This is a genomic window from Acidovorax sp. M14 (assembly GCF_049331375.1).
GTDB lineage: Bacteria > Pseudomonadota > Gammaproteobacteria > Burkholderiales > Burkholderiaceae_C > Acidovorax.
The window spans coordinates 4,798,894-4,817,763 of sequence record NZ_CP186263.1 but is presented as its reverse complement, the minus strand read 5'-3'; the positions used below and the strand labels follow the sequence as shown (position 1 = coordinate 4,817,763).

The window sequence follows — 18,870 nt, the reverse complement described above, 5'->3', positions numbered from 1 at the left end:
CGCACGCCTCCACATCCATGACCTACGAATTCACTGCGCGGACCGATAAGGGCCGCGTGCGTTCCAACAACGAAGACGCGGTCGCCGTTGACCGCGATGCGCAGGTCGCGATACTGGCCGATGGCATGGGCGGTTATAACGCGGGTGAGGTGGCCAGCGGCATGGCCACCACCTTCATTCGTACTGAGATGGCCCGCTGGCTGGCCCAAGCGGGCGCAAGTCCCCAGTCCACGGACGTGCGCCGGGCGCTGGAAATCTGTGTCGAGAATGCCAACCACGCCATTTTGGGGGCGTCGCTCTCCAATCCGCAGTACGCGGGTATGGGTACGACGCTGGTGGTGGCGGTGTTCCATGGCAGCCGCCTGATCCTGGGGCATATTGGCGATTCGCGCTGCTACCGCCTGCGCGATGGTGCTTTGCAGCAAATCACGCGCGACCATTCCTGGTTGCAGGAGCAGGTCGATGCAGGTCTGCTGACGGCACAGCAGGCGGCCCTGTCTTCCAATCGCAATCTGGTGACGCGGGCCTTGGGTGTGGAGCCCAATGTGCTGATGGAAGTCAACGAGTTCCAGGTGGCGCCGAATGACCTGTTCCTGCTGTGCTCCGACGGGCTCACCGACATGGTGTCCGATTCGGATCTGGCGGAGCTGGTACGGGCGCCCATGCCTTTGGAAGAAAAAGCGACACTGCTCATTGACACCGCCAATGCCAACGGTGGTCGTGATAACGTGAGCGTGCTGCTGGTGCAGGCTGCCGCAGGAGGCAAGAAGCGCGGCCTTATGTCCCGATTGCTAGGGGCCTCTTGAACGGCCCGAACTACAACAATTCATCACATCAGGAGTGGATCATGCCGAGAATGATCGTTTCAATCGACGGCGTTGTTATCAAGGAAGTGCTGCTGACCAAAGAGCGGACTACGTTGGGTCGGCGCCCATACAACGACATCGTGATCGACAACCTTGCGGTGAGCGGCGAACATGCGGTGCTCCACATGGTGGGACACGATGTGGAGATTGAGGATCTGGGCAGCACGAACGGTACCTACGTGAATGCCAAGGCCGTCAAGCGCCAGGAGCTGCGCAATGGCGACACGGTCGAGGTGGGCAAGTACAAGATTCGCTTTTTGCAGGATGCCGAAGGTCAGAATTTCGAAAAGACCATGATCTTCAAGCCCGGCATGGTGCCGCCGGCAGTGGCCGCCGCCAGGCCCGCGCCAGCCGCCTCTGCGCCTGCTCCGATTTCAGCGGTGATTCGTGTCATGTCCGGTGCTGCAGCGGGGCGCGAGGTGTCCTTGCAAAAGGTCGTGACTACTATTGGCAAGCCTGGCGTGGCTGTGGCATCCATCACCAAGCGGCACCAGGGTTTTGTCTTGGCTCACGTGGAGGGGCCTGAAATGCCCCTGCTCAACGGTGCGGCCATTGGTGCTTCGCCTGTTCCTCTCAAGCACGGCGATCGCCTGGAACTGGCCGGCACCGAAATGCAGTTCGAACAGACCTGATGCCTAGCAAGGGCCCGCGCCATGGCCTTGGGCCTCTGCTGACCTGAATCTTCTCTCCTTGCGCGCGGACCCATGCTGCAGTCCCTGTCGCACCTGTTCCGCCGACGCTGGCGGCGCATTGCAGTCACGCTGATACCGCTGGTTTTTGCACTGCTGCATGTGGCCGACGTGCTCCACCTGCAGGTGTTGGAGAGACTGGACAACATCATCTACGACACCCGCCTGCGGGTGACCATGCCTCGAACGCTGGACGAGCGCATCGTCATTGTCGATATCGACGAGAAAAGTCTGGGGCGTGTGGGCCAATGGCCCTGGCGCAGGGACAAAATGGCCGCGCTGGTGCGCGAACTGTTTGAGCGCCAGCAAGTGTCGGTCATCGGGTTTGACGTTCTGTTTGCCGAGGACGACGAGAGTTCAGGTCTCTCTACGTTGCAAGAGTTGGCCCAAGGCCCTTTGCGCAGCCAGCCGGCCTTCCAGGAGCAACTGAAAAGACTGGCACCGTCGCTGGACTATGACGCGCTTTTTGCGCAGTCCTTGCGTGGGCAGCCCGTGGTGCTGGGTTACTACCTGTCGGGCGAAGACCGCGATGGCATCACGAAAGGCATGCTGCCGGACCCTGCGCTCCCGTTGGAGCGCTTACGGGGCCTGCCGCTGGGAGCAACCACCTGGCGCGGCTATAGCAGCAACATCGAGGCGCTGACCCGCGCAGCGCCTGCTGCTGGGTTCTTCAACTCCATCACGGACGAGGACGGGGTCGTTCGCTCCTTGCCGTTGTTGGCCGAGTACCAAGGGCAGTATTACGAGTCGCTGGCGCTGGCCATGTTCCGCACAGCCATCGGGCTGCCAGAAATCCATCCGGGCTTTGTGAACCCCACACCGGTTGGGACGCATGATTTGCTGCAAAGCATCGTGTTGCGACAGGACGGTCGCACGCTGGCGCTCCCTGTAGACCAGCAACTGGCCACCCTCATTCCTTATCGGGGACCGGGAGATGCTAAAGGGGGCTCCTTTCGGTACATCTCAGCGTCGGACGTTCTGGATGGCGTGCTCCCACCGGGCCAGCTCAAGGATCAATTGGTGCTGGTCGGGTCCACCGCGCCTGGTTTGCTCGATTTGCGTGTGACGCCGGTGGGCAGAACCTACCCTGGCGTAGAAACCCATGCCAACGTGTTGTCGGCATTCCTAGATGGGAAAAGCATCGTCCGGCCCGACTATGCCGCCGGGTTCGATGTGCTGCAGCTCCTCTGCGCAGGGCTACTTTTGGCGGTAGCGTTGCCGCTCTTGTCTGCATCGTCGGCGGTCTTGCTGAGCGCTTGCGTGGTTTCTGCGCTCGTGGGGCTGAACCTGTGGATGTACATCGCGCAGGGTTTGGCGTTGCCGCTGGCTACGGCGGTGGTGATGTCCATGCTGGCCTTTGCGCTCAACATGGCCTACGGTTATTTTGTGGAGAGCCGGTCCAAGCGCGAACTCGCGGCGCTGTTCAGCGCCTACGTGCCTCCAGAGCTGGTGGCCGAAATGGTCAAGCAGCCGGAGCACTACAGCATGCAGGCCACCAACCGGGAGCTGACGGTGATGTTCTGCGACATGCGCGGCTTCACCGCCATGTCTGAGAGGATGGAGCCTTTGCAACTGCAAGCGTTGCTGAATGAAGTGTTCAGCAAGCTCACCCATATCATCCGCAGCCACCGTGGCACCATCGATAAATACATGGGCGACTGCGTCATGGCGTTTTGGGGTGCGCCCGTGGCGACGCCAGACCACGCGCAGCTGGCGGTGACTGCGGCCCTGGAAATGTCGCAGGCCATTGGGCAAATCAACGCCGATCATCGCCAGCGCGGCCTGCCCGAGATCGGAGTGGGCATTGGGCTCAATACGGGTGTCATGTGCGTGGGCGATATGGGCTCGGACATCCGGCGCAGCTACACGGTCATCGGGGATGCGGTCAACCTGGGCTCGCGCCTGGAGGGGCTGTCCAAACACTACGGCACGTCGATTGTGGTGAGTGAATCTGCCATGCAGCTCGCCCCTCAGTTTGTTTGGCAGGCCATGGATAGCGTTCGCGTCAAAGGCAAGGCGCAGGCCGTACCGATATACCAGCCTCTGGCGCCCCGGGATCAGCTACCCGCCGAACTCGCCGAAGAACTGGCGGTATGGGAGGGTTTTCTGCGAGCCTATGCGGCACAGGAATGGGCACAATGCGACAAGCTGATGGCGCAGTTGCGAGGCCTCAGACCTCGTTGCACTCTCTACGAGTTGTATGCTGCACGGGTCGAAGGCCTGCGTGGGTTGCCTTTCAATCCTGACTGGGACAGCGCCACCAATTTCGATACCAAGTAGAGGGTCCTACATGAAGGTTCGCGTGCTGGGGTGTTCCGGCGCTATCGCCAAGGACTGTCGCACGACATCGTTCTTGATTGGTGACAGCATCTTGCTTGATGCCGGCACCGGCGTGGGCGACCTGACGCTGGAGGAGATGGGCAAGATTGACCATGTGCTCCTGACACATTCCCACCTGGACCACATCGCCGCGCTGCCCCTGATGCTCGACGCGGTGTCGTCACAGCGCCGTCACCCGGTGCAAGTGCATGCCCTGGCTCCCACAATCTCGGCGCTGCAGACGCATGTATTCAACAACGTCATCTGGCCGGATTTCAGCGCGATACCGTCTGCTGCATCTCCGTTTCTGCAATATCAAGCTTTTGTATGCGGTGACGTACTGAGCATCGCAGGGGTTCGGATCGAAGTGCTGCCAGCCCACCATACTGTCCCCGCCGTGGGGTTTGCTGTGCTTGGTGATACCGGCTGGTGGGTTTTCAGCGGGGATACCGGGCGTAATCCAACGTTTTGGGCTCGAATCAACACATTGAAGGTGGCTTGTTTGGTGATAGAGACCGCGTTCAGCAATCGCGAACGAGAGTTGGCGCGCCGCAGCCTACATCTTTCCCCTGAGACCCTAGCCCAGGAATTGGCGAATATTCCTTTAGCCGAGCGCTATCCGGTATACATCACGCACACGAAGCCTTCCGAGACAGCGCTAATCATGGACGAGATTCGGCGACTCGACTGTACTTCCGTCTCCCACCACAATCCTCATGATGTGCGCTGGCTGCTTGCGGGCCAAACGATTGAGCTATGAGGGTTGCGGGGGTGACAATACTGGGTGACAAAAATGTAAATTCACAGTGAACCTCAGGCTTATCGGTGGGCAAGACTGCGTTCCAGCCTGAAGCTTGCAGAGATTGGGGGGAGGATCAACCGTTGAATTTCGGCTAATTTCGCTCACTTGGTGAAAGATTTCTAGATTTCTGGCAGGGCATTGGAGTTTGAGCGTCTGCAACTGATTGCTCGCAAGGTGCGCTGCAGCTTCGGTCCAAGTGCTCACTGTCATCGCTCTTGAGCAGGCATGGCGATTGCATAACTAATGCGCATTTGCAACTTTCCTAGGAGTTTTACATGAAGCGTTCTATTCAAAAGGGTTTCACCCTGATCGAACTGATGATCGTTGTTGCGATCATCGGCATCTTGGCTGCTGTGGCGCTGCCCGCGTACCAAGACTACACCAAGCGCGCCCGAGTGGCCGAAGGTCTCAGCCTGGCCTCTGGGGCCAAAACTTCCGTTACTGAATTTTGGTCAAACAATGGTAAATTTCCTGCCAGCAACGCATCGGCAGGGATTGCTTCAGGCGCATCTATCACAGGTAAAGCGGTCAATTCCGTGAGCGTTGGGACCGGTGGCGTAATTACAGTAGCTATGAATTCCACGGTCGTAGCTTCTGGTAACTTGCTTCTCACTCCGTCGACGGCAAGTGCTGGGAGTGTTACTTGGAAGTGCACCACTACGCTCAATCCAAAATACGTGCCGTCTGAGTGCCGCTGATTCGTATTTATAGAAAAAAAGGGTGCCTTGTGCACCCTTTTTTATTTGAACCAGAAGAACTTGATTGTGCCTGATAGGTTTTTGAAAAATATGCTTGTGGCATGGCAAAAGTACAAGACTACGTGTGCTTGGGTCCTGCTACTAGTGCTAATTGCTCTCTGTTATTGGCCAGGCCTGTATGGTGGATTTGTTTTTGACGATGATGCGAATATTCTTCAGAACGCCAGTTTGAAGATAGGTGATGGCAGCTGGCAACAGTTCTGGTCCGCAGCCGTATCAGGGCATGCCGGCCCCTTGGGACGACCCATTGCACTATTTACTTTTGCGTTGAATTATTATTGGGCGGGAACATTCGATCCATTTCATTTCAAATTGGTTAATCTTTTCATTCATCTGCTGAATGCCATTCTTATAGGCCATTTTTCACAGCAGATTTTTCAAATATTTGTTCGAAATGAAAAAAATACGGCTCACCAAGGGATATTCTTGGTGGGCTGGGTGGTCGCGGCGCTGTGGGCCTTGCATCCTATAAACCTAACAGCCGTCCTTTACGTTGTGCAGCGAATGACAAGTTTGTGCACGCTTTTTGGCATGGCTGGTTTGGTAGCATTCGTAAAATACCGCAGTGCGACACATGCAGATGTGAAACTCAAGCATCCGATGCTTTTGGGTGCACTGTGTTGCATATTTGTTATTTGCTGCCTGCTTCTTTCTGTGCTCACAAAAGAGTCTGGCGTATTGTTCGCCCTCTTGCTTATTTGGACGGAGTGGTGTGTTTTTCAATTCCGGTATGGTGATAGCGATATCGTCGTCGGCAAGTGGCGCTTGCGCACCATAGTTGCTTGGTCCATGGCGCTAGTGATTGCATATATGAGCATATTCAAGGTGCCTGCAATGGTAAGTTCAGCGGCATACGCAAACCGAGAGTTCACACTAATCGAAAGAGGATTGACAGAGGCTCGAGTCTTGGTTTTCTACTTGCGCATGCTGGTATTGCCAGTAAACTCTCAGTTGTCGTTGTACCACGATGATTTCGAAATATCGAAATCACTTCTATCCCCTGCATCCACTCTGGCTGCATTTGCATTTCTTTTTATTATCACCGCTGTAGCATGGGTACTCCGCAAAAGGTTTAGTGTACTATTGTTCGGCTGGGGGTGGTTTATCATATCTCACTCGCTTGAGTCGACGATTTTCCCCTTGGAGCTGGTTTATGAGCACAGAAACTACTTTGCAACTGTTGGTTTGCTGATTCTGGTGCCTGCATTAGTGCGATACGTTGGCCTGAAAAATTATAATAACCTCGCTGTCCTACTTTTGATGGTATATCTGGCACTGCTTGGTTTCATCACTCATGTGCGTTCGCTGCAATGGTCAAGCAATACTGAGTGGGCGATCCTAGAGGCAGATAACAAACCTGCTTCGATGCGTGCTAATTATGAACTGGGGCGAATTTACATCTTACTCATGAACGCCTCCGGCGACGTAAAATTCGGTCAATTGGCTGATGAAGCTTTGATTCGTGCCGCCCAAAACGATCCCTCATCTATGCTTCCTTTGGTTGCCAGGGTTCAGTTGGCATACCTATTAAATAAAACGCCAAGCCGAGATTTGATTGCTCAAATTAAATCAGGTTTCAGGAGCGAAAAATACAAAAACGTTAACACTAGCGTTCTGTCGTCTTTGGTTGTTTGTCAGATCAACGGCTTCTGTCATCTTTCGAATGGAGATATCCTTGATATTTTGCAATCAGCTTTCGAAAATCCATTCAACCCCCGAGGTGAGCAGGCCGAAGTATTGAAGCTTATGGCGCAATATCACATAAATCGCATGAATGACGTTTTGCGTGGAATTGATTTAATTAGGCAGTCGATTGAAATTCGTGACCAAGTTGCTAGTCGAATAATGTACTCTCAAGCATTAGCGTTGAGTGGAAGATTCGACGAGGCAATGTCGGAATTGCAAACCGCTGAATTGACGGATAGACGTCGAGAATATAGTCAAATGATCATTAAAGAGCGAAAAAATATCAAGGAAGCGCGTGAAAAACCATGAAAGATGTTTCCATTGTGCTCCCCGCCAAGAATGAAGGCGGAGCAATAGGACAGGTTGTCAGGCAATTGGTGCATCTGTTGCCACATGCAGAGGTGATTGTCGTAAATGATGGATCCTTGGATGACACGCAGGCTGCTGCGGAGGGCGCAGGCGCTAGGGTGGTCTGTCACCCATACAGCAAAGGAAACGGCGCCGCCATCAAAACTGGAGCCCGCATTGCTATGGGCCAAGTCATCATTTTCATGGATGCCGATGGTCAGCACGATCCGATGGATATCCCCCGGCTGCTGGAAAAAATTGCACAAGGGCACGACATGGTGGTCGGTGCGAGGCAAAAAGGCTCGCAAGCCAGCCTGGGGCGTGGCTTCGCAAATAGCCTCTACAACCGGCTTGCCAGTTGGATGACTGGGCACAAGATTGAAGATCTGACCAGCGGCTTCCGCGCGGTGAGGGCCAGCAAATTCCGGGAGTTCCTTTACCTGCTGCCCAATGGTTTCTCCTACCCTACCACCAGCACCATGGCGTTTTTTCGTGCTGGATATTCAGTCTCCTATGTCCCCATCCATGCTGCGAAGCGCATTGGACAAAGCCACATACGCCTGCTGCACGATGGCGCACGCTTTTTGCTTATAATCTTCAAAATTGGCACGTTATTTTCACCACTAAAAATTTTTGCGCCGGTTGCTACAGCCATGTTTTTATTTGCTAGTGGCTGGTACGCTTGGACGTGGGCGCATGAAGGACGGTTTACCAATATGAGTGCGCTGCTTTATACCGGAAGTGTGATCACTTTCCTGATGGGGCTGATCTCTGAGCAGATTACAGCTTTGATGTACAAGGATGAGCGCTAAATATGGAAAAACTGATCCGTCCTGACGCTAGTGATATATATAAACTGTACCTTGAGTATGGGGCAAAAGCTCAAAAACAGCTTTACGCGGGTATTTGAAGAAAATCCCGAATTTTGAAGGGACTGCGACATGGAGACCAAGCTTTCAATTTTGGTAGCTCCCTGCGATTACCTTGGTGACCGTTGAGCTGGACCTATGGCAGCCTTGCGCAGGAACATATTGGCCAATTACCTGGGGCAGATTTGGATGGCAGTGATGGCCGTCATTTTTCTGCCACATTACTTGCGCATCTTGGGGGGTGAGGCGTTTGGCTTGGTCGGGTTAATGTTGAGTTTTCAGGCTATTCTGCAGTTGTTTGATTTCGGGATTGGCGGAGCTACCAATCGTCACCTAGCACGCAGTGCGCACAACCCAAACCTGAGTGACAGCAGCCGGGATTTAGTGCGCACCTCAGAAGTTGTGATCTGGTTGCTGGCTGCTGCAATAGCGTTGTTGATGTGGTTGACCAGCGGCTTGCTGGCAAAACATTGGCTGCATCTACGCGGCATCACGCCCGGAGAAGCGGGCGCGGCTATTGCTACCATGGGAGTGGCTATTGCGCTACTGTGGCCCAGCACCTTTTACGCTAACTGCCTGTCGGGCTTGGAACTGCAGCCCCAACTGAATGCGATTCTTGCGGTGTTTGCCACGCTGCGTTATGCAGGCGTTCTGCCAGTATTGTGGGTGCTGCCGAGCTTAGAGGCGTTTTTGTCCTGGCATGCGCTGGTGGGTGCAGTACAGTCCCTGGTCAGCGCCTGGACGGTCTGGCGCTATCTACCTCCAGGACGTCGCCCCGTGCGTTTGACGCGCGAGAACTGGCGCGGGAGCAGTCGCTTTGCCGGGGGATTATTTGTCATTGGGGTGTTGGCGCTGGGCGTCAGCCAAGTGGATCGGCTAGTGTTGACCAGTCTGCGACCGCTTGAGGAGATGGGTTATTACACCTTAGCGCTGAGCATGGCCGCTGGGCTGGGGCGCATGGTACAACCCATGTTCAATGCGCTGTACCCGCGCTTTAGCCGCTTAGTGGCGCAGCAAGATACCGTTGGCTTGCTGGCGCTGTACCATCTGAGCAGCCAGTATCTAGCGGTAGTGATTGCCGCTGTGGCAGCAGTGCTGACGGTGTTTGCGCACGAGGTACTGTTTTTGTGGACCGGCGATGGGGCGCTGTCTGCCAAATTAGCACCCGTGCTCCAGCTGTTGGTGCTGGGGTCGGCACTCAATGGCTTGATGAACATACCGTACGCACTTCAACTGGCTCATGGCTGGACTCGGTTGGCAGCTTGGCTCAATGCTGCATCGTTAGCAATGGCTGTGCCTGTGTGCCTTTTGGCGGTAGATCGCTATGGGATGTCAGCGGCTGCGCTGCCCTGGCTACTGGCTAACCTAGTTTCGGTGATGATTGGTATTCCATTAATGCACCGGCGTTTGCTGCCCGGCCAAGCTTTGCGCTGGTATTTGCAAGACAACTTACCGCCGCTGCTGGTGGGTGTGGGAGTTGCACTGGCATTGCATGCTCTGTTGCCCCCACCTGCACACAACTGGGCAGGACTGGTGTCGTTGGGGTTGGCGGGTGGCGCGACGCTGCTGGTTTGTGCTCTGTCAGCACCCGCTGTTCGAACGTCGGCACACAAATGGCTCACACAGCATTGCCTAGTATGAATATGCACTCAATCGGTCAAATGGGTTGCAGCAAATGACCATACGCCGTCTGCAAGTCTTGACGGGAGTCGACTATACGCCGCTCCGCCCAACGGTAGGCCAAGGTGTATATCCGTTGAAAATCGGAACTCCGTGAACAGCCTACAGCGAGCGAGCGCAACAAAAATGCCCTTGCTGCCTCGTCGCAATCGCCCGCTAGAGCATTGGCCGCATCACGCACGAAATCTAAACGTCCTGCCGCAACTGCATTGGCCCCACGCCGGAACAACATCTTGCGGCCATCGCGCCGCAATGCAGCCAGCGCCGCATGCTTGAAAGCTGCGGACAAGTCCGGGTCGGAGGATATTTTTTCAAACATGTATTTCCATCCAGGCCAAAAAGCCGTCATCGGCTGGGTTGCGCTGTACGATTGACTGTTCAGTGTTAGAACAGCCGCTGGGTATTTTTCTAGGATATAGGGGTAACGCGCTGCCAACCGTAGGCAATACTCCAGATCGGACGGCCCCAGAATTTTTGGATCAATTAATCCAACTTTTTTTAAAACATCCTTGCGAAACAGAATCCCTGTCCATAGTGGCGCCATGCCTCCAGTCATTGCCATAAAACCCTCCGGGGGTTCAAAAACTCCTTCACGTGGCCACTGACGTACACGGGCGTCCCAAATTAAATTATCTTCATCTACATTCAAAGTCATTCCGGCCCAGCACATAGCTTCGGGATAATTATCCAGAGCAGCGATGGCATGCTGGTAAAAGCCGGGCAAGAGATAGTCATCGTCTGAAAGAAATGAAAAAAATTCTGTTTCTACCTCAGACATTCCGTATAAAAAATTTGCCAGACCACCAATATTTTTTGAGTGACAGTAATAAAAAATACGCTCATCCTCTTTCGCCAAATCACGAACTACTTTTTCGGTTTCATCTTCAGAGCAATTGTCGTATACGCAAACTTGAAGCGTTACGTTTTTCTGTTCTAATGCACTCTTAATGGCTCGGCGAAGAAAAATAGGTCGTCGATAAGTTGGAATAATGGTTGTAATTTGTTGCACTATTAATCCCATTAATATTCGCTGATATTTGGATGAATTTAGATTTGCGCTATCGATTGAAACTGATTTGTCGATGAAATCGGAATGGCTTTACTTAGTCATGGTGATGTACTGGTACAGGCGCAGATAAGCATCAATCATGGTCGTTTCTGAAAAATGCACCACCGCTCGCAACCGCGCAGCTTGCGCTAAGCTGAGGTACCGCGTGGTGTCAGCTGCCAGGCCTCGGATAGCAGCAACAAACGCCGCGACATCATTTTTTGGACATAGCAGGCCGGTGTGGCCATCAGTAACTGCTTCGGAAATGGACGATCCGTGCATTCCAATAATGGGCAAACCACAGGCCATGGCTTCTACCGCCACTAAGGGATGGCCTTCACTTCGCGATGGAAACAGCAGCGCATCTGCATCCTGCATAGCAGATATCACAGCAGCGTCTCCCTGTAGGCGGCCCATGTCGATCATGTTTGGCGGCATGTTGGATTTGTCTTTTTCTGCCGCTGTGCCGCCTGTGTAGTGCAGCACAAAACCCTCGCCCAACTGTCGCAGGATGGGTGCCAGCAACTCCACGCCTTTGCGCGCCATCCAGCTGCCCACAAACAGCAGCTTGAAGGGCTCTCCGGGTTGGCGGCGGCGTGTACCAGGGCAAAAGCGCTCGGTGTCCACTCCGTTGTGAATGACATTCATGGGCACGTCCAGCAGACTTTGCCGGGTACTGTCAGCCACAAACTGGCTCACCGCCACAACAATTCGGGCTTGGCGTAGCACGCGGCGCTCATTGGGCGCTATCCACCAGCGGTGATAGGCAGCACGCACTGGGTCTTTGTAGGCGGTGGCATTTGGGTGGTGCACGGCGTGGTGGACGGTGGCGAGTACGGGCAGGCTCTGCGGGCTAAAGCGTGTGTGTAGCCAGCTGTTGACGTGTGCCACTGTGGCCCAGGAGGGGGCGCTGGGTATGAGGACAGTCCAGGGGGCGTATTCGGCGCGCAACGGTAGCCATGTTATCTCCGCTCGCACCCCGCGTTTGCATAGATCTGCAACCAGGCGCTGGGTGAATACGTCGGTCCCCGTACCTGTGCGTACAGTAGGGAACCAGATCCCGGGTGTCGCAGTATTCATGGGGGAGTGAATGACAACTGGCACATCAGTGCTGGGAGCATGTGGACTTTCAGCGCATCAAAGAGGCGGAGTGCATTTTTTTTCCCATAGCCAGGCATGTTGCACTATGTCATGCAGATTGGGGTATCGCGGCTGCCAACCCAGCGCAGCGCGGGCGTAGCTGCTGCCGGCCACCAGCACGGCAGGATCGCCGACGCGACGGGGCAAGTTTTGCACCACCACACGCTGGCCGGTCACTGCTTCCGCCACTCGGATCACTTCGCGGATAGAAAAGCCGCTCTCGTTACCCAAGTTAAAAGCGGCTGAAGGCTTGCCCTGCATCAGCCATTGGAGCGCCCGCAGGTGTGCATCGACCAAATCTTGCACATGGATGTAATCGCGGACGCAGGTGCCGTCCGGGGTATCGTAGTCGGTGCCAAAAATGCCAATATGCGTACGTCGTCCGGCTGCTGCCTGGAGCACCAGTGGGATCAGATGTGTCTCGGGGTCATGGCGCTCACCCAGCAGGCCATCGGGGTGTGCTCCCGCAGCGTTGAAATAGCGCAGCGCCACATAGCGCAAACCGTGCGCACGGTCACAGTCAGCCAGTATCTGCTCTACCATCGATTTGCTCCAGCCGTAGGGGTTAACCGGCTGGAGCGGGTGCGTCTCATCGATAGGAATGCGGATCGGATCACCAAAAATGGCGGCAGTCGAAGAAAAAATCAGGCGCTGTACACCATGTTCGATCATGGCCTCAATCAAGTGGACGGTGTTGCCCACGTTATTGGCGTAGTAGCGTGCTGGCTGTTGCATAGATTCTCCTACTTGTATAGAAGAAGCGAAGTGCATAACTGCATCGAAGCGATGGACTGCGAACAGATTTGCCAGCGCGACTCGGTCTGCCAGATCGCCAACGACCAGCTCTCCGGCCAACACTGCATCCCGATGACCATTGCTCAGGTTGTCGAACACCACAACGTCGTACTCTGCATGGGCTAGTTGCAGCACCGTATGGGAGCCGATATAGCCGGCGCCTCCAACGATCAGGATTCTGGGTTTCATGCCGTTGATTTAACAGCAAATGCTTGGAGTATCTTCTCACCCAACTTGGGCCATGCAAATTGGGCCGCAAACGTACTGGCGCGGGTCTGCCATGCGCTGGAGCTATCGGCCAGCACATGCAGCGCGGCCCGGGCCAGTGCGGGATAGTCGCCAGGGGGCGTTAGGTGGCCAGATTGGTCTTCGGCTACAGCATCCACAATTCCCCCAGTGGCAAAGGCCACCGTAGGTAGTCCGTGGGCGGCGGCTTCAATGGCGACCATGCCAAAGCCTTCTGGGTCGCCAGGCAGATGGCGCACCGGGAAAATGTGCACGGTGGCACTTTCGTAGGCGCAGGCCAGTTCTTGCGGGTCGGTGATCACGCCCAGAAAGCGCAGGTGCTGACCAATGCCTGCAGCATCAGCCACGGCCTGGATGCTGGCAGGAGTTTGCCCGCTCGCGTGCAGCGAGTCGGTAGGGGCCTGGCCCACGATCACCAGCAGCGTGTCGGGTGCCGCTTGGACAATGGTGGGCAGTGCATGCTGTACAAATTCGCGTAGGCCTTTACGGGTGGTCAGACGACCCACCGACAGAAGCAAGCGACTGTCGCCAAGCTCATAGCGTTGCCGAAAATTTTGTAGCGCAGCTGAGCTTTGGGGGCTTTTAGGCAACGTCACGCCAGGGTGAACGATGTGAATATTTTGTGCCGCCACGCCCAAGCTGCGCGCCAGCGCAGCGGTGGAATGGCTGTTGGCAATCACTCCATCCATGCACCGGATGGCCGGGTGCCACACGGCGCGGTACACGGGATGCTGCACGGCGGCATCCAGCCCATGAAGGTATACATATGCACGGGCGCCACTGGTACGCGCAGCCAACCAGGCGGCAGGCGCCGTCAAGCCGCTACCCGCCAGAACGATAGGCGGCTTGAAGCGCCGCGCCACCGCTACAGCCTGCCATGCAGATGCCAGCAAGAATAGAGGTAGTGGGCGAAGCGGCACTTCGGTCATTTGCACAGCAGCAGGGCGCATCGCAGCGCTGCCCTGAGGGGCAATCAGCTGTATTTGGGCATGTTGCGATAGTTCATCAGCAATGTGCCAGTTCAGTCGTTCCATGCCACCTATCAGGGGGGGCAGATTGCGAGTGATGTGGAGTATTCGGGAGAATTCTTGGAAGGGCATGTTCATTACCACCGCACCAATGGTCTACGCAGCCACCACATTCCCTATGCCAACACCCAGCCGCCCACGCGTGTCCACGATCAGGGAAGCGTGCTGTACCAGCTGCGGGTAGTTAAAATCGTCGTGGTCGGTAGCCAGCACTAGGCAGTCGTAGTTGGCGATGCTTTCGGGGGTTAGTGCCACAGACTGCAGGTCAAAGTGGTAGTCGCGCTTGCGCGGGAATGTGGGCACATGTGGATCGCTGTAGTCTATGTGGGCTCCCTTGGCTTGCAGCAGGTCCATGATTTCCACGGCGGGTGATTCGCGGGTGTCGTCAATATTTTTCTTGTAGGCCAAACCTAGCACCAAAATGCGACTCCCTTTGACAGATCGGGTGCGCGCGTTTAGTGCATCGGTGATTTTTTCCACCACCCAGTGCGGCATGTAGTGGTTGACTTCCCCGGCCAGTTCAATAAAGCGGGTGTTGACGCCATATTCGCGCGCTTTCCAAGTCAGGTAAAACGGGTCGATGGGGATGCAGTGCCCACCCAGGCCGGGGCCGGGTTTGTAAGGGACGAAGCCGAAAGGCTTGGTGGCGGCTGCGTTGATGACTTCATGGATATTGATATCCATTTTGTCGGCTACGATTTTCATCTCGTTGACCAAGCCGATGTTGACGCTCCGGTGGATATTCTCTAGCAACTTGGTCATCTCGGCGGCTCGTGTGCTGCTGACGGGGACCATAGTCTGGATGGCGTGCTGATACAAGGCCGTACCTAACGCTAGGCAGCGCGGTGTGGTGCCTCCGATTACTTTGGGAATGTCTTTGGTTCCGTAATGCGGGTTGCCAGGATCTTCACGCTCGGGCGAAAATACAAGTGCACAGTTTTCACCTGGCTTTAGACCGCGTGCTCGTAGACGCGGAGCCAGCACTTCATCGGTGGTCCCGGGCCAGGTAGTACTCTCTAAACTCACCAGTTGGCCGGCACGCATGTGAGGCAAAGCAGCTTCTATGGTGTTGATGATGAAGCTTAGGTCTGGTTCTCGATAGGCATTGAGTGGCGTCGGCACACAGATGATGAGCGCGTCCACCTCGGTGGTGCGCGCAAAATCAGTTGTAGCCTCGAAGCCCTGTCCTTGCGCGCGCTGGATGACGGCAGGGGTCAGGCGTTCGATGTAGCTATCGCCTTCCCTCAACTGCCTCACCTTGGCAACATCAATGTCGAACCCGATGACTTTCAGCCCCACCTCGGCAAAACGCAGTGCCAACGGGAGCCCGACATACCCAAGGCCATAGATTCCAACGCAAACTGTGCGTCGTGCAATCAGGTCTTCCAAGCTCACGAGCATATGGCTTTCAATAGGAATAGATGGCATTTTGAGAAGTGTGGGTTGAGAAGGTAGGATCAGATTGCTCGTGTGCCATCAAGGCCCTGCAGACCGATCCGTGGGTTCATCATGCACTTCATGACTTAATGTTTCAGTCGCTGCGACAAACCGTCCAGACTTTCCGCCCTGCTTCTCCAATACCTTCACGCGCATGATTACCATCTCTCGGTCCACAGCCTTGCACATGTCGTAGATGGTGAGGAGTGCCACCTGCACGGCAGTAAGGGCTTCCATTTCTACCCCAGTGGGCCCGATGGTCTCCACGGTTGCAGTGCAGCGAATGCCTGTAGGGCTATGTTGGTTTGCGCTCGCAGCTTCAAAATTAATAGCAACGCGGGTCAGTGCAAGCGGGTGGCACAGGGGAATCAGCTCGCTCGTTTTTTTTGCGGCCATGATTCCTGCGATGCGGGCGATGCCCAACACATCACCTTTTTTGGCAGTGCCGGCCTCGATGAGGGCTAAAGTGGCGGGCAGCATGTCGATGCGGCCGCTGGCGATGGCGATGCGGTGCGTGGCGGCTTTGGCTGCGACGTCAACCATGTGAGCCTCGCCCTGGGCGTCAAAGTGGGTGAGTGCGGACATATCGTGGTAAATAGGTGAGTCGATAGGAAACATTCGGGCGATTGGGCATCATACGTGCATGTGGAATCGCAAAAGCACCCTTGAAGCGCTTGGAGTTGAGGTCTCCTTGGGTATTCAGAAAATCCAGTGCAAAGTGCATCTAGTGCTTTCTAGCATTGGAGTGACAGCTTTTCTATTAGTAGCGATTGGTGTTGGTGTAGCAGCGCCTGCCCGAGCCCAATCCCCCCTCCCCACCCTCGGCGACGCCAGCGACCTCACTACCAGCGCCGAGCGCCGCTTGGGTGATCGCATCATCCGCGAGTTGTACCGGGATCCCGACTACGTCGATGACCCTGTCTTGGTCGACTATGTGCAGGGGATCTGGCAGCCCCTCCTGTCTGCGGCCAAGTCACGTGGTGAACTCAGTGCCGAGCTGGACGAACGCTTTGCCTGGGAGATCCTGTTGGGACGCGACCGCACTGTGAATGCGTTTGCCCTGCCCGGCGGGTATCTAGGGGTGCATCTGGGGCTGATCGGTGTGGTGGCGACACGTGATGAACTGGCTTCCGTGTTAGCACACGAACTGAGCCATGTGACTCAGCGCCATATCTCGCGGCTGATCACGCAGCAGAGCAAGCAGACGCCGTTGCTGCTGGGGGCGATGGTGTTGGGGGCGCTTGCAGCCAGCAAAAACCCGGGCGCCACGCAGGCCCTGGTTGTAGGTGGTCATGCCTTGGCCATTCAGAACCAGCTCAATTTCTCGCGGGACATGGAGCGCGAGGCGGACCGTATTGGCTATGGGCTGATGGCCCCGGCAGGCTTCGCGCCCCAGGGCTTTGTGAGCATGTTTGAAAAGCTGCAGCAGGCCAACCGGCTCAACGACAACGGATCGTGGCCCTATTTGCGCAGCCATCCGCTGACCACAGAGCGCATGGCAGACATGCAGTCGCGCATCCCTCCGGGAGCAGCGTCTGCGCCTGGGGGCCCAACGCAGACTTCCAGCGAACATGCCATGGTGGCCGCGCGGGCGCGCGTGTTGTCCAATCCTGGGGTGGACACTTTGCGTCAGTGGATTGCGGAGCCCAAGGGCTCAGGGTTTCAGTCACAGCCGCTGCCGCGACGGGCCGCCGCGCTGTATGCGGCGGCGCTGGCAAGCAGCCAGCTGCGTGATGCAGCCAATGCGCGTCTGGTTGCCCGCCAGCTGGATGACCTGGTGCGGCAGGACCCCGCCGCTCACCGCCTGTCACGCCTGTTGGCGGCGGAGATCGAACTGGCAGCGGGCGATGCCTCTGCAGCCCTTGCGTCCATGCCAGAGGGCAACAACGCACGCAGGCCAGAGTTGGTGCTGCAAACACAAGCCCTGTTGCGCGCCAACCGGCCCGCGGACGCCACGCAGGCGTTGCAAACCTGGGTGGCCACCCACCCCAAGGATGCGACCGTGTGGCAGCTGCTGGCGTCAACCTGGCAAGCGCAAGGCCAAGCGTTAAGGGCGATTCGTGCAGAGGCCGAAGCGCAGGCCGCGCGGTACGACTATGCTGCTGCGGTAGACCGGTTCAAGGCCGGCCAAGAGATGGCCCGCCGAGGTGGACCTGCGGTGGACCACATTGAGGCTTCCATCATCGACACCCGTTTGCGCGCGATGGAGTCACTTCTTCGCGAACAGGCCGCCGAGCGCTGATTCGATGATCACGCCGAGCACCGAATAGATCAGCGAACCCAGCATCGCAGCGCCAAACCCTGCGACATGGAAGCCATCCAGCACGCTGGCCGCTGCCCAGAACATGAGCGCGTTGATGACGAAAAGAAAGAGCCCGACTGTGACGATGGTGACGGGCAAGGTGAGCACGACCAGCACCGGCCGCAACACCACATTGAACAGGCCGATCACGAAGGCCGCGATCAGCGCCGAGGTGAAGCTCTTCACCTCCACACCGCTGTAGATGTAAGCCACAAACAGCAGCGATGCAGCGCTGAGCAGCCATTTCAGAAGAAGTCGCATGGCCGGAGAATAGCACTGGCCTGCACCTGTGCCATCGCTGGATGTGGCGAGCTTGCCCTCCTCAGCGGATCATTCGAGCGCTAGCACCCACAACACGCCAAAGCCGGTGAGCACACTGCCCAGCGTGCCTGACAGTGACGACCAGCGCCCGTCCAAACGGCCAGCGGGCTGCACGGGCTCGGACTTGGGGCGACGTGCATCCACCACGGGTGCGGCCACTACGCCACCGGCCTCTGCCTGAATTTGGGCCGTGAGTTCGGCCAGCGGGCCCTTGGCCACCACCGTAGTCACCGCACCCGAAGGTGCATGCAACGTCGGGACAATTTGTGCGAACAGCTTGTCCGCCCACTTGGTCCGCCAGTTCTCACGGGTGCTGTGGCTCACCCATTTGCTGACGCGGTGGGTCATCCGGGGTGCACACGCTACCAGCACCCAATGGGTGTTGGCACTGGCGGGGCGCCCACACAGGGGGGCCAGCACTTGCTGTGCGTACGCTGCGTCGTCCACATACACGATGACTTTGTCCATACCCACCTCCAGGTGTGCGGCAGGCCACAGGGGTGCGGTATGGCCCCCTGTGCTGCCTCAGATGCAAT

17 protein-coding genes are annotated in these 18,870 nt (G+C 56.4%); 9 read left to right on the top strand and 8 right to left on the bottom strand.

The window, feature by feature from the left end; genetic code table 11:
* Positions 1 to 17: 17 nt before the first annotated feature.
* The 8 genes from ACOYR4_RS22500 to ACOYR4_RS22465 all read left to right on the top strand — a co-directional run bounded on the left by ACOYR4_RS22500 (position 18) and on the right by ACOYR4_RS22465 (position 9,978).
* The gene (locus ACOYR4_RS22500; RefSeq protein ID WP_015016291.1) at positions 18 to 806 is read left to right on the top strand and encodes a Stp1/IreP family PP2C-type Ser/Thr phosphatase; all 789 of its coding nucleotides are present in this window, start codon (positions 18 to 20) and stop codon (positions 804 to 806) included.
* Between the two features lie 41 nt (positions 807 to 847).
* Positions 848 to 1,498 (top strand): FHA domain-containing protein, encoded by a 651-nt coding sequence (locus ACOYR4_RS22495; protein ID WP_422849698.1) that lies wholly within the window; start codon positions 848 to 850, stop codon positions 1,496 to 1,498.
* 72 nt (positions 1,499 to 1,570) lie between these two features.
* Complete coding sequence (locus tag ACOYR4_RS22490) at positions 1,571 to 3,835, top strand: CHASE2 domain-containing protein (protein ID WP_422848123.1); 2,265 nt, start codon at positions 1,571 to 1,573, stop codon at positions 3,833 to 3,835.
* A gap of 10 nt (positions 3,836 to 3,845) precedes the next feature.
* Positions 3,846 to 4,634 (top strand): MBL fold metallo-hydrolase, encoded by a 789-nt coding sequence (locus ACOYR4_RS22485; protein ID WP_422848122.1) that lies wholly within the window; start codon positions 3,846 to 3,848, stop codon positions 4,632 to 4,634.
* Between the two features lie 317 nt (positions 4,635 to 4,951).
* Positions 4,952 to 5,374, top strand: a complete 423-nt coding sequence (locus ACOYR4_RS22480; protein ID WP_422848121.1) for a pilin — start codon at positions 4,952 to 4,954, stop codon at positions 5,372 to 5,374.
* Positions 5,375 to 5,419: 45 nt separating this feature from the next.
* Positions 5,420 to 7,429 carry a hypothetical protein gene (locus tag ACOYR4_RS22475; protein WP_422848120.1) on the top strand — a complete coding sequence of 670 codons (2,010 nt, stop codon included), beginning with the start codon at positions 5,420 to 5,422 and terminating at the stop codon, positions 7,427 to 7,429.
* Positions 7,426 to 8,280, top strand: coding sequence for a glycosyltransferase family 2 protein (locus tag ACOYR4_RS22470; RefSeq protein WP_422848119.1), 855 nt, complete (start codon positions 7,426 to 7,428; stop codon positions 8,278 to 8,280). Before ACOYR4_RS22475 ends, ACOYR4_RS22470 begins: the two co-directional genes overlap by 4 nt.
* Before the next feature lie 195 nt (positions 8,281 to 8,475).
* A complete protein-coding gene (locus ACOYR4_RS22465; RefSeq protein WP_422848118.1) occupies positions 8,476 to 9,978 on the top strand; it encodes an oligosaccharide flippase family protein in 1,503 nt (500 codons plus the stop codon).
* Positions 9,979 to 9,994: 16 nt separating this feature from the next.
* Here the strand turns inward: ACOYR4_RS22465 and ACOYR4_RS22460 are convergent, their stop codons facing one another.
* The 6 genes from ACOYR4_RS22460 to moaC form a co-directional block, all read right to left on the bottom strand.
* Positions 9,995 to 11,026, bottom strand: coding sequence for a glycosyltransferase family 2 protein (locus ACOYR4_RS22460; RefSeq protein ID WP_422848117.1), 1,032 nt, complete (start codon positions 11,024 to 11,026; stop codon positions 9,995 to 9,997).
* A gap of 90 nt (positions 11,027 to 11,116) precedes the next feature.
* Positions 11,117 to 12,145, bottom strand: a complete 1,029-nt coding sequence (locus ACOYR4_RS22455) for a glycosyltransferase family 4 protein (protein WP_422848116.1) — start codon at positions 12,143 to 12,145, stop codon at positions 11,117 to 11,119.
* Positions 12,146 to 12,202: 57 nt separating this feature from the next.
* Positions 12,203 to 13,189 carry a UDP-glucose 4-epimerase GalE gene (gene galE, locus ACOYR4_RS22450; protein ID WP_422848115.1) on the bottom strand — a complete coding sequence of 329 codons (987 nt, stop codon included), beginning with the start codon at positions 13,187 to 13,189 and terminating at the stop codon, positions 12,203 to 12,205.
* Positions 13,186 to 14,280, bottom strand: a complete 1,095-nt coding sequence (locus tag ACOYR4_RS22445; protein ID WP_422848114.1) for a glycosyltransferase family 4 protein — start codon at positions 14,278 to 14,280, stop codon at positions 13,186 to 13,188. Before ACOYR4_RS22445 ends, galE begins: the two co-directional genes overlap by 4 nt.
* A gap of 90 nt (positions 14,281 to 14,370) precedes the next feature.
* A complete protein-coding gene (locus ACOYR4_RS22440) occupies positions 14,371 to 15,702 on the bottom strand; it encodes a nucleotide sugar dehydrogenase (RefSeq protein ID WP_422848113.1) in 1,332 nt (443 codons plus the stop codon).
* 48 nt (positions 15,703 to 15,750) lie between these two features.
* Complete coding sequence (gene moaC / locus ACOYR4_RS22435) at positions 15,751 to 16,296, bottom strand: cyclic pyranopterin monophosphate synthase MoaC (RefSeq protein ID WP_422848112.1); 546 nt, start codon at positions 16,294 to 16,296, stop codon at positions 15,751 to 15,753.
* 58 nt (positions 16,297 to 16,354) lie between these two features.
* Here moaC and ACOYR4_RS22430 point away from each other — a divergent pair, with 58 nt between their 5' ends.
* Positions 16,355 to 17,953 carry a M48 family metalloprotease gene (locus ACOYR4_RS22430; protein WP_422848111.1) on the top strand — a complete coding sequence of 533 codons (1,599 nt, stop codon included), beginning with the start codon at positions 16,355 to 16,357 and terminating at the stop codon, positions 17,951 to 17,953.
* On the opposite strand, the gene ACOYR4_RS22425 is transcribed toward ACOYR4_RS22430, so the two are convergent.
* A complete protein-coding gene (locus ACOYR4_RS22425; protein WP_422848110.1) occupies positions 17,921 to 18,274 on the bottom strand; it encodes a phage holin family protein in 354 nt (117 codons plus the stop codon). The genes ACOYR4_RS22430 and ACOYR4_RS22425 overlap by 33 nt on opposite strands.
* A 69-nt stretch (positions 18,275 to 18,343) precedes the next feature.
* A complete protein-coding gene (locus ACOYR4_RS22420) occupies positions 18,344 to 18,802 on the bottom strand; it encodes a hypothetical protein (protein ID WP_422848109.1) in 459 nt (152 codons plus the stop codon).
* Between the last annotated feature and the right edge of the window lie 68 nt (positions 18,803 to 18,870).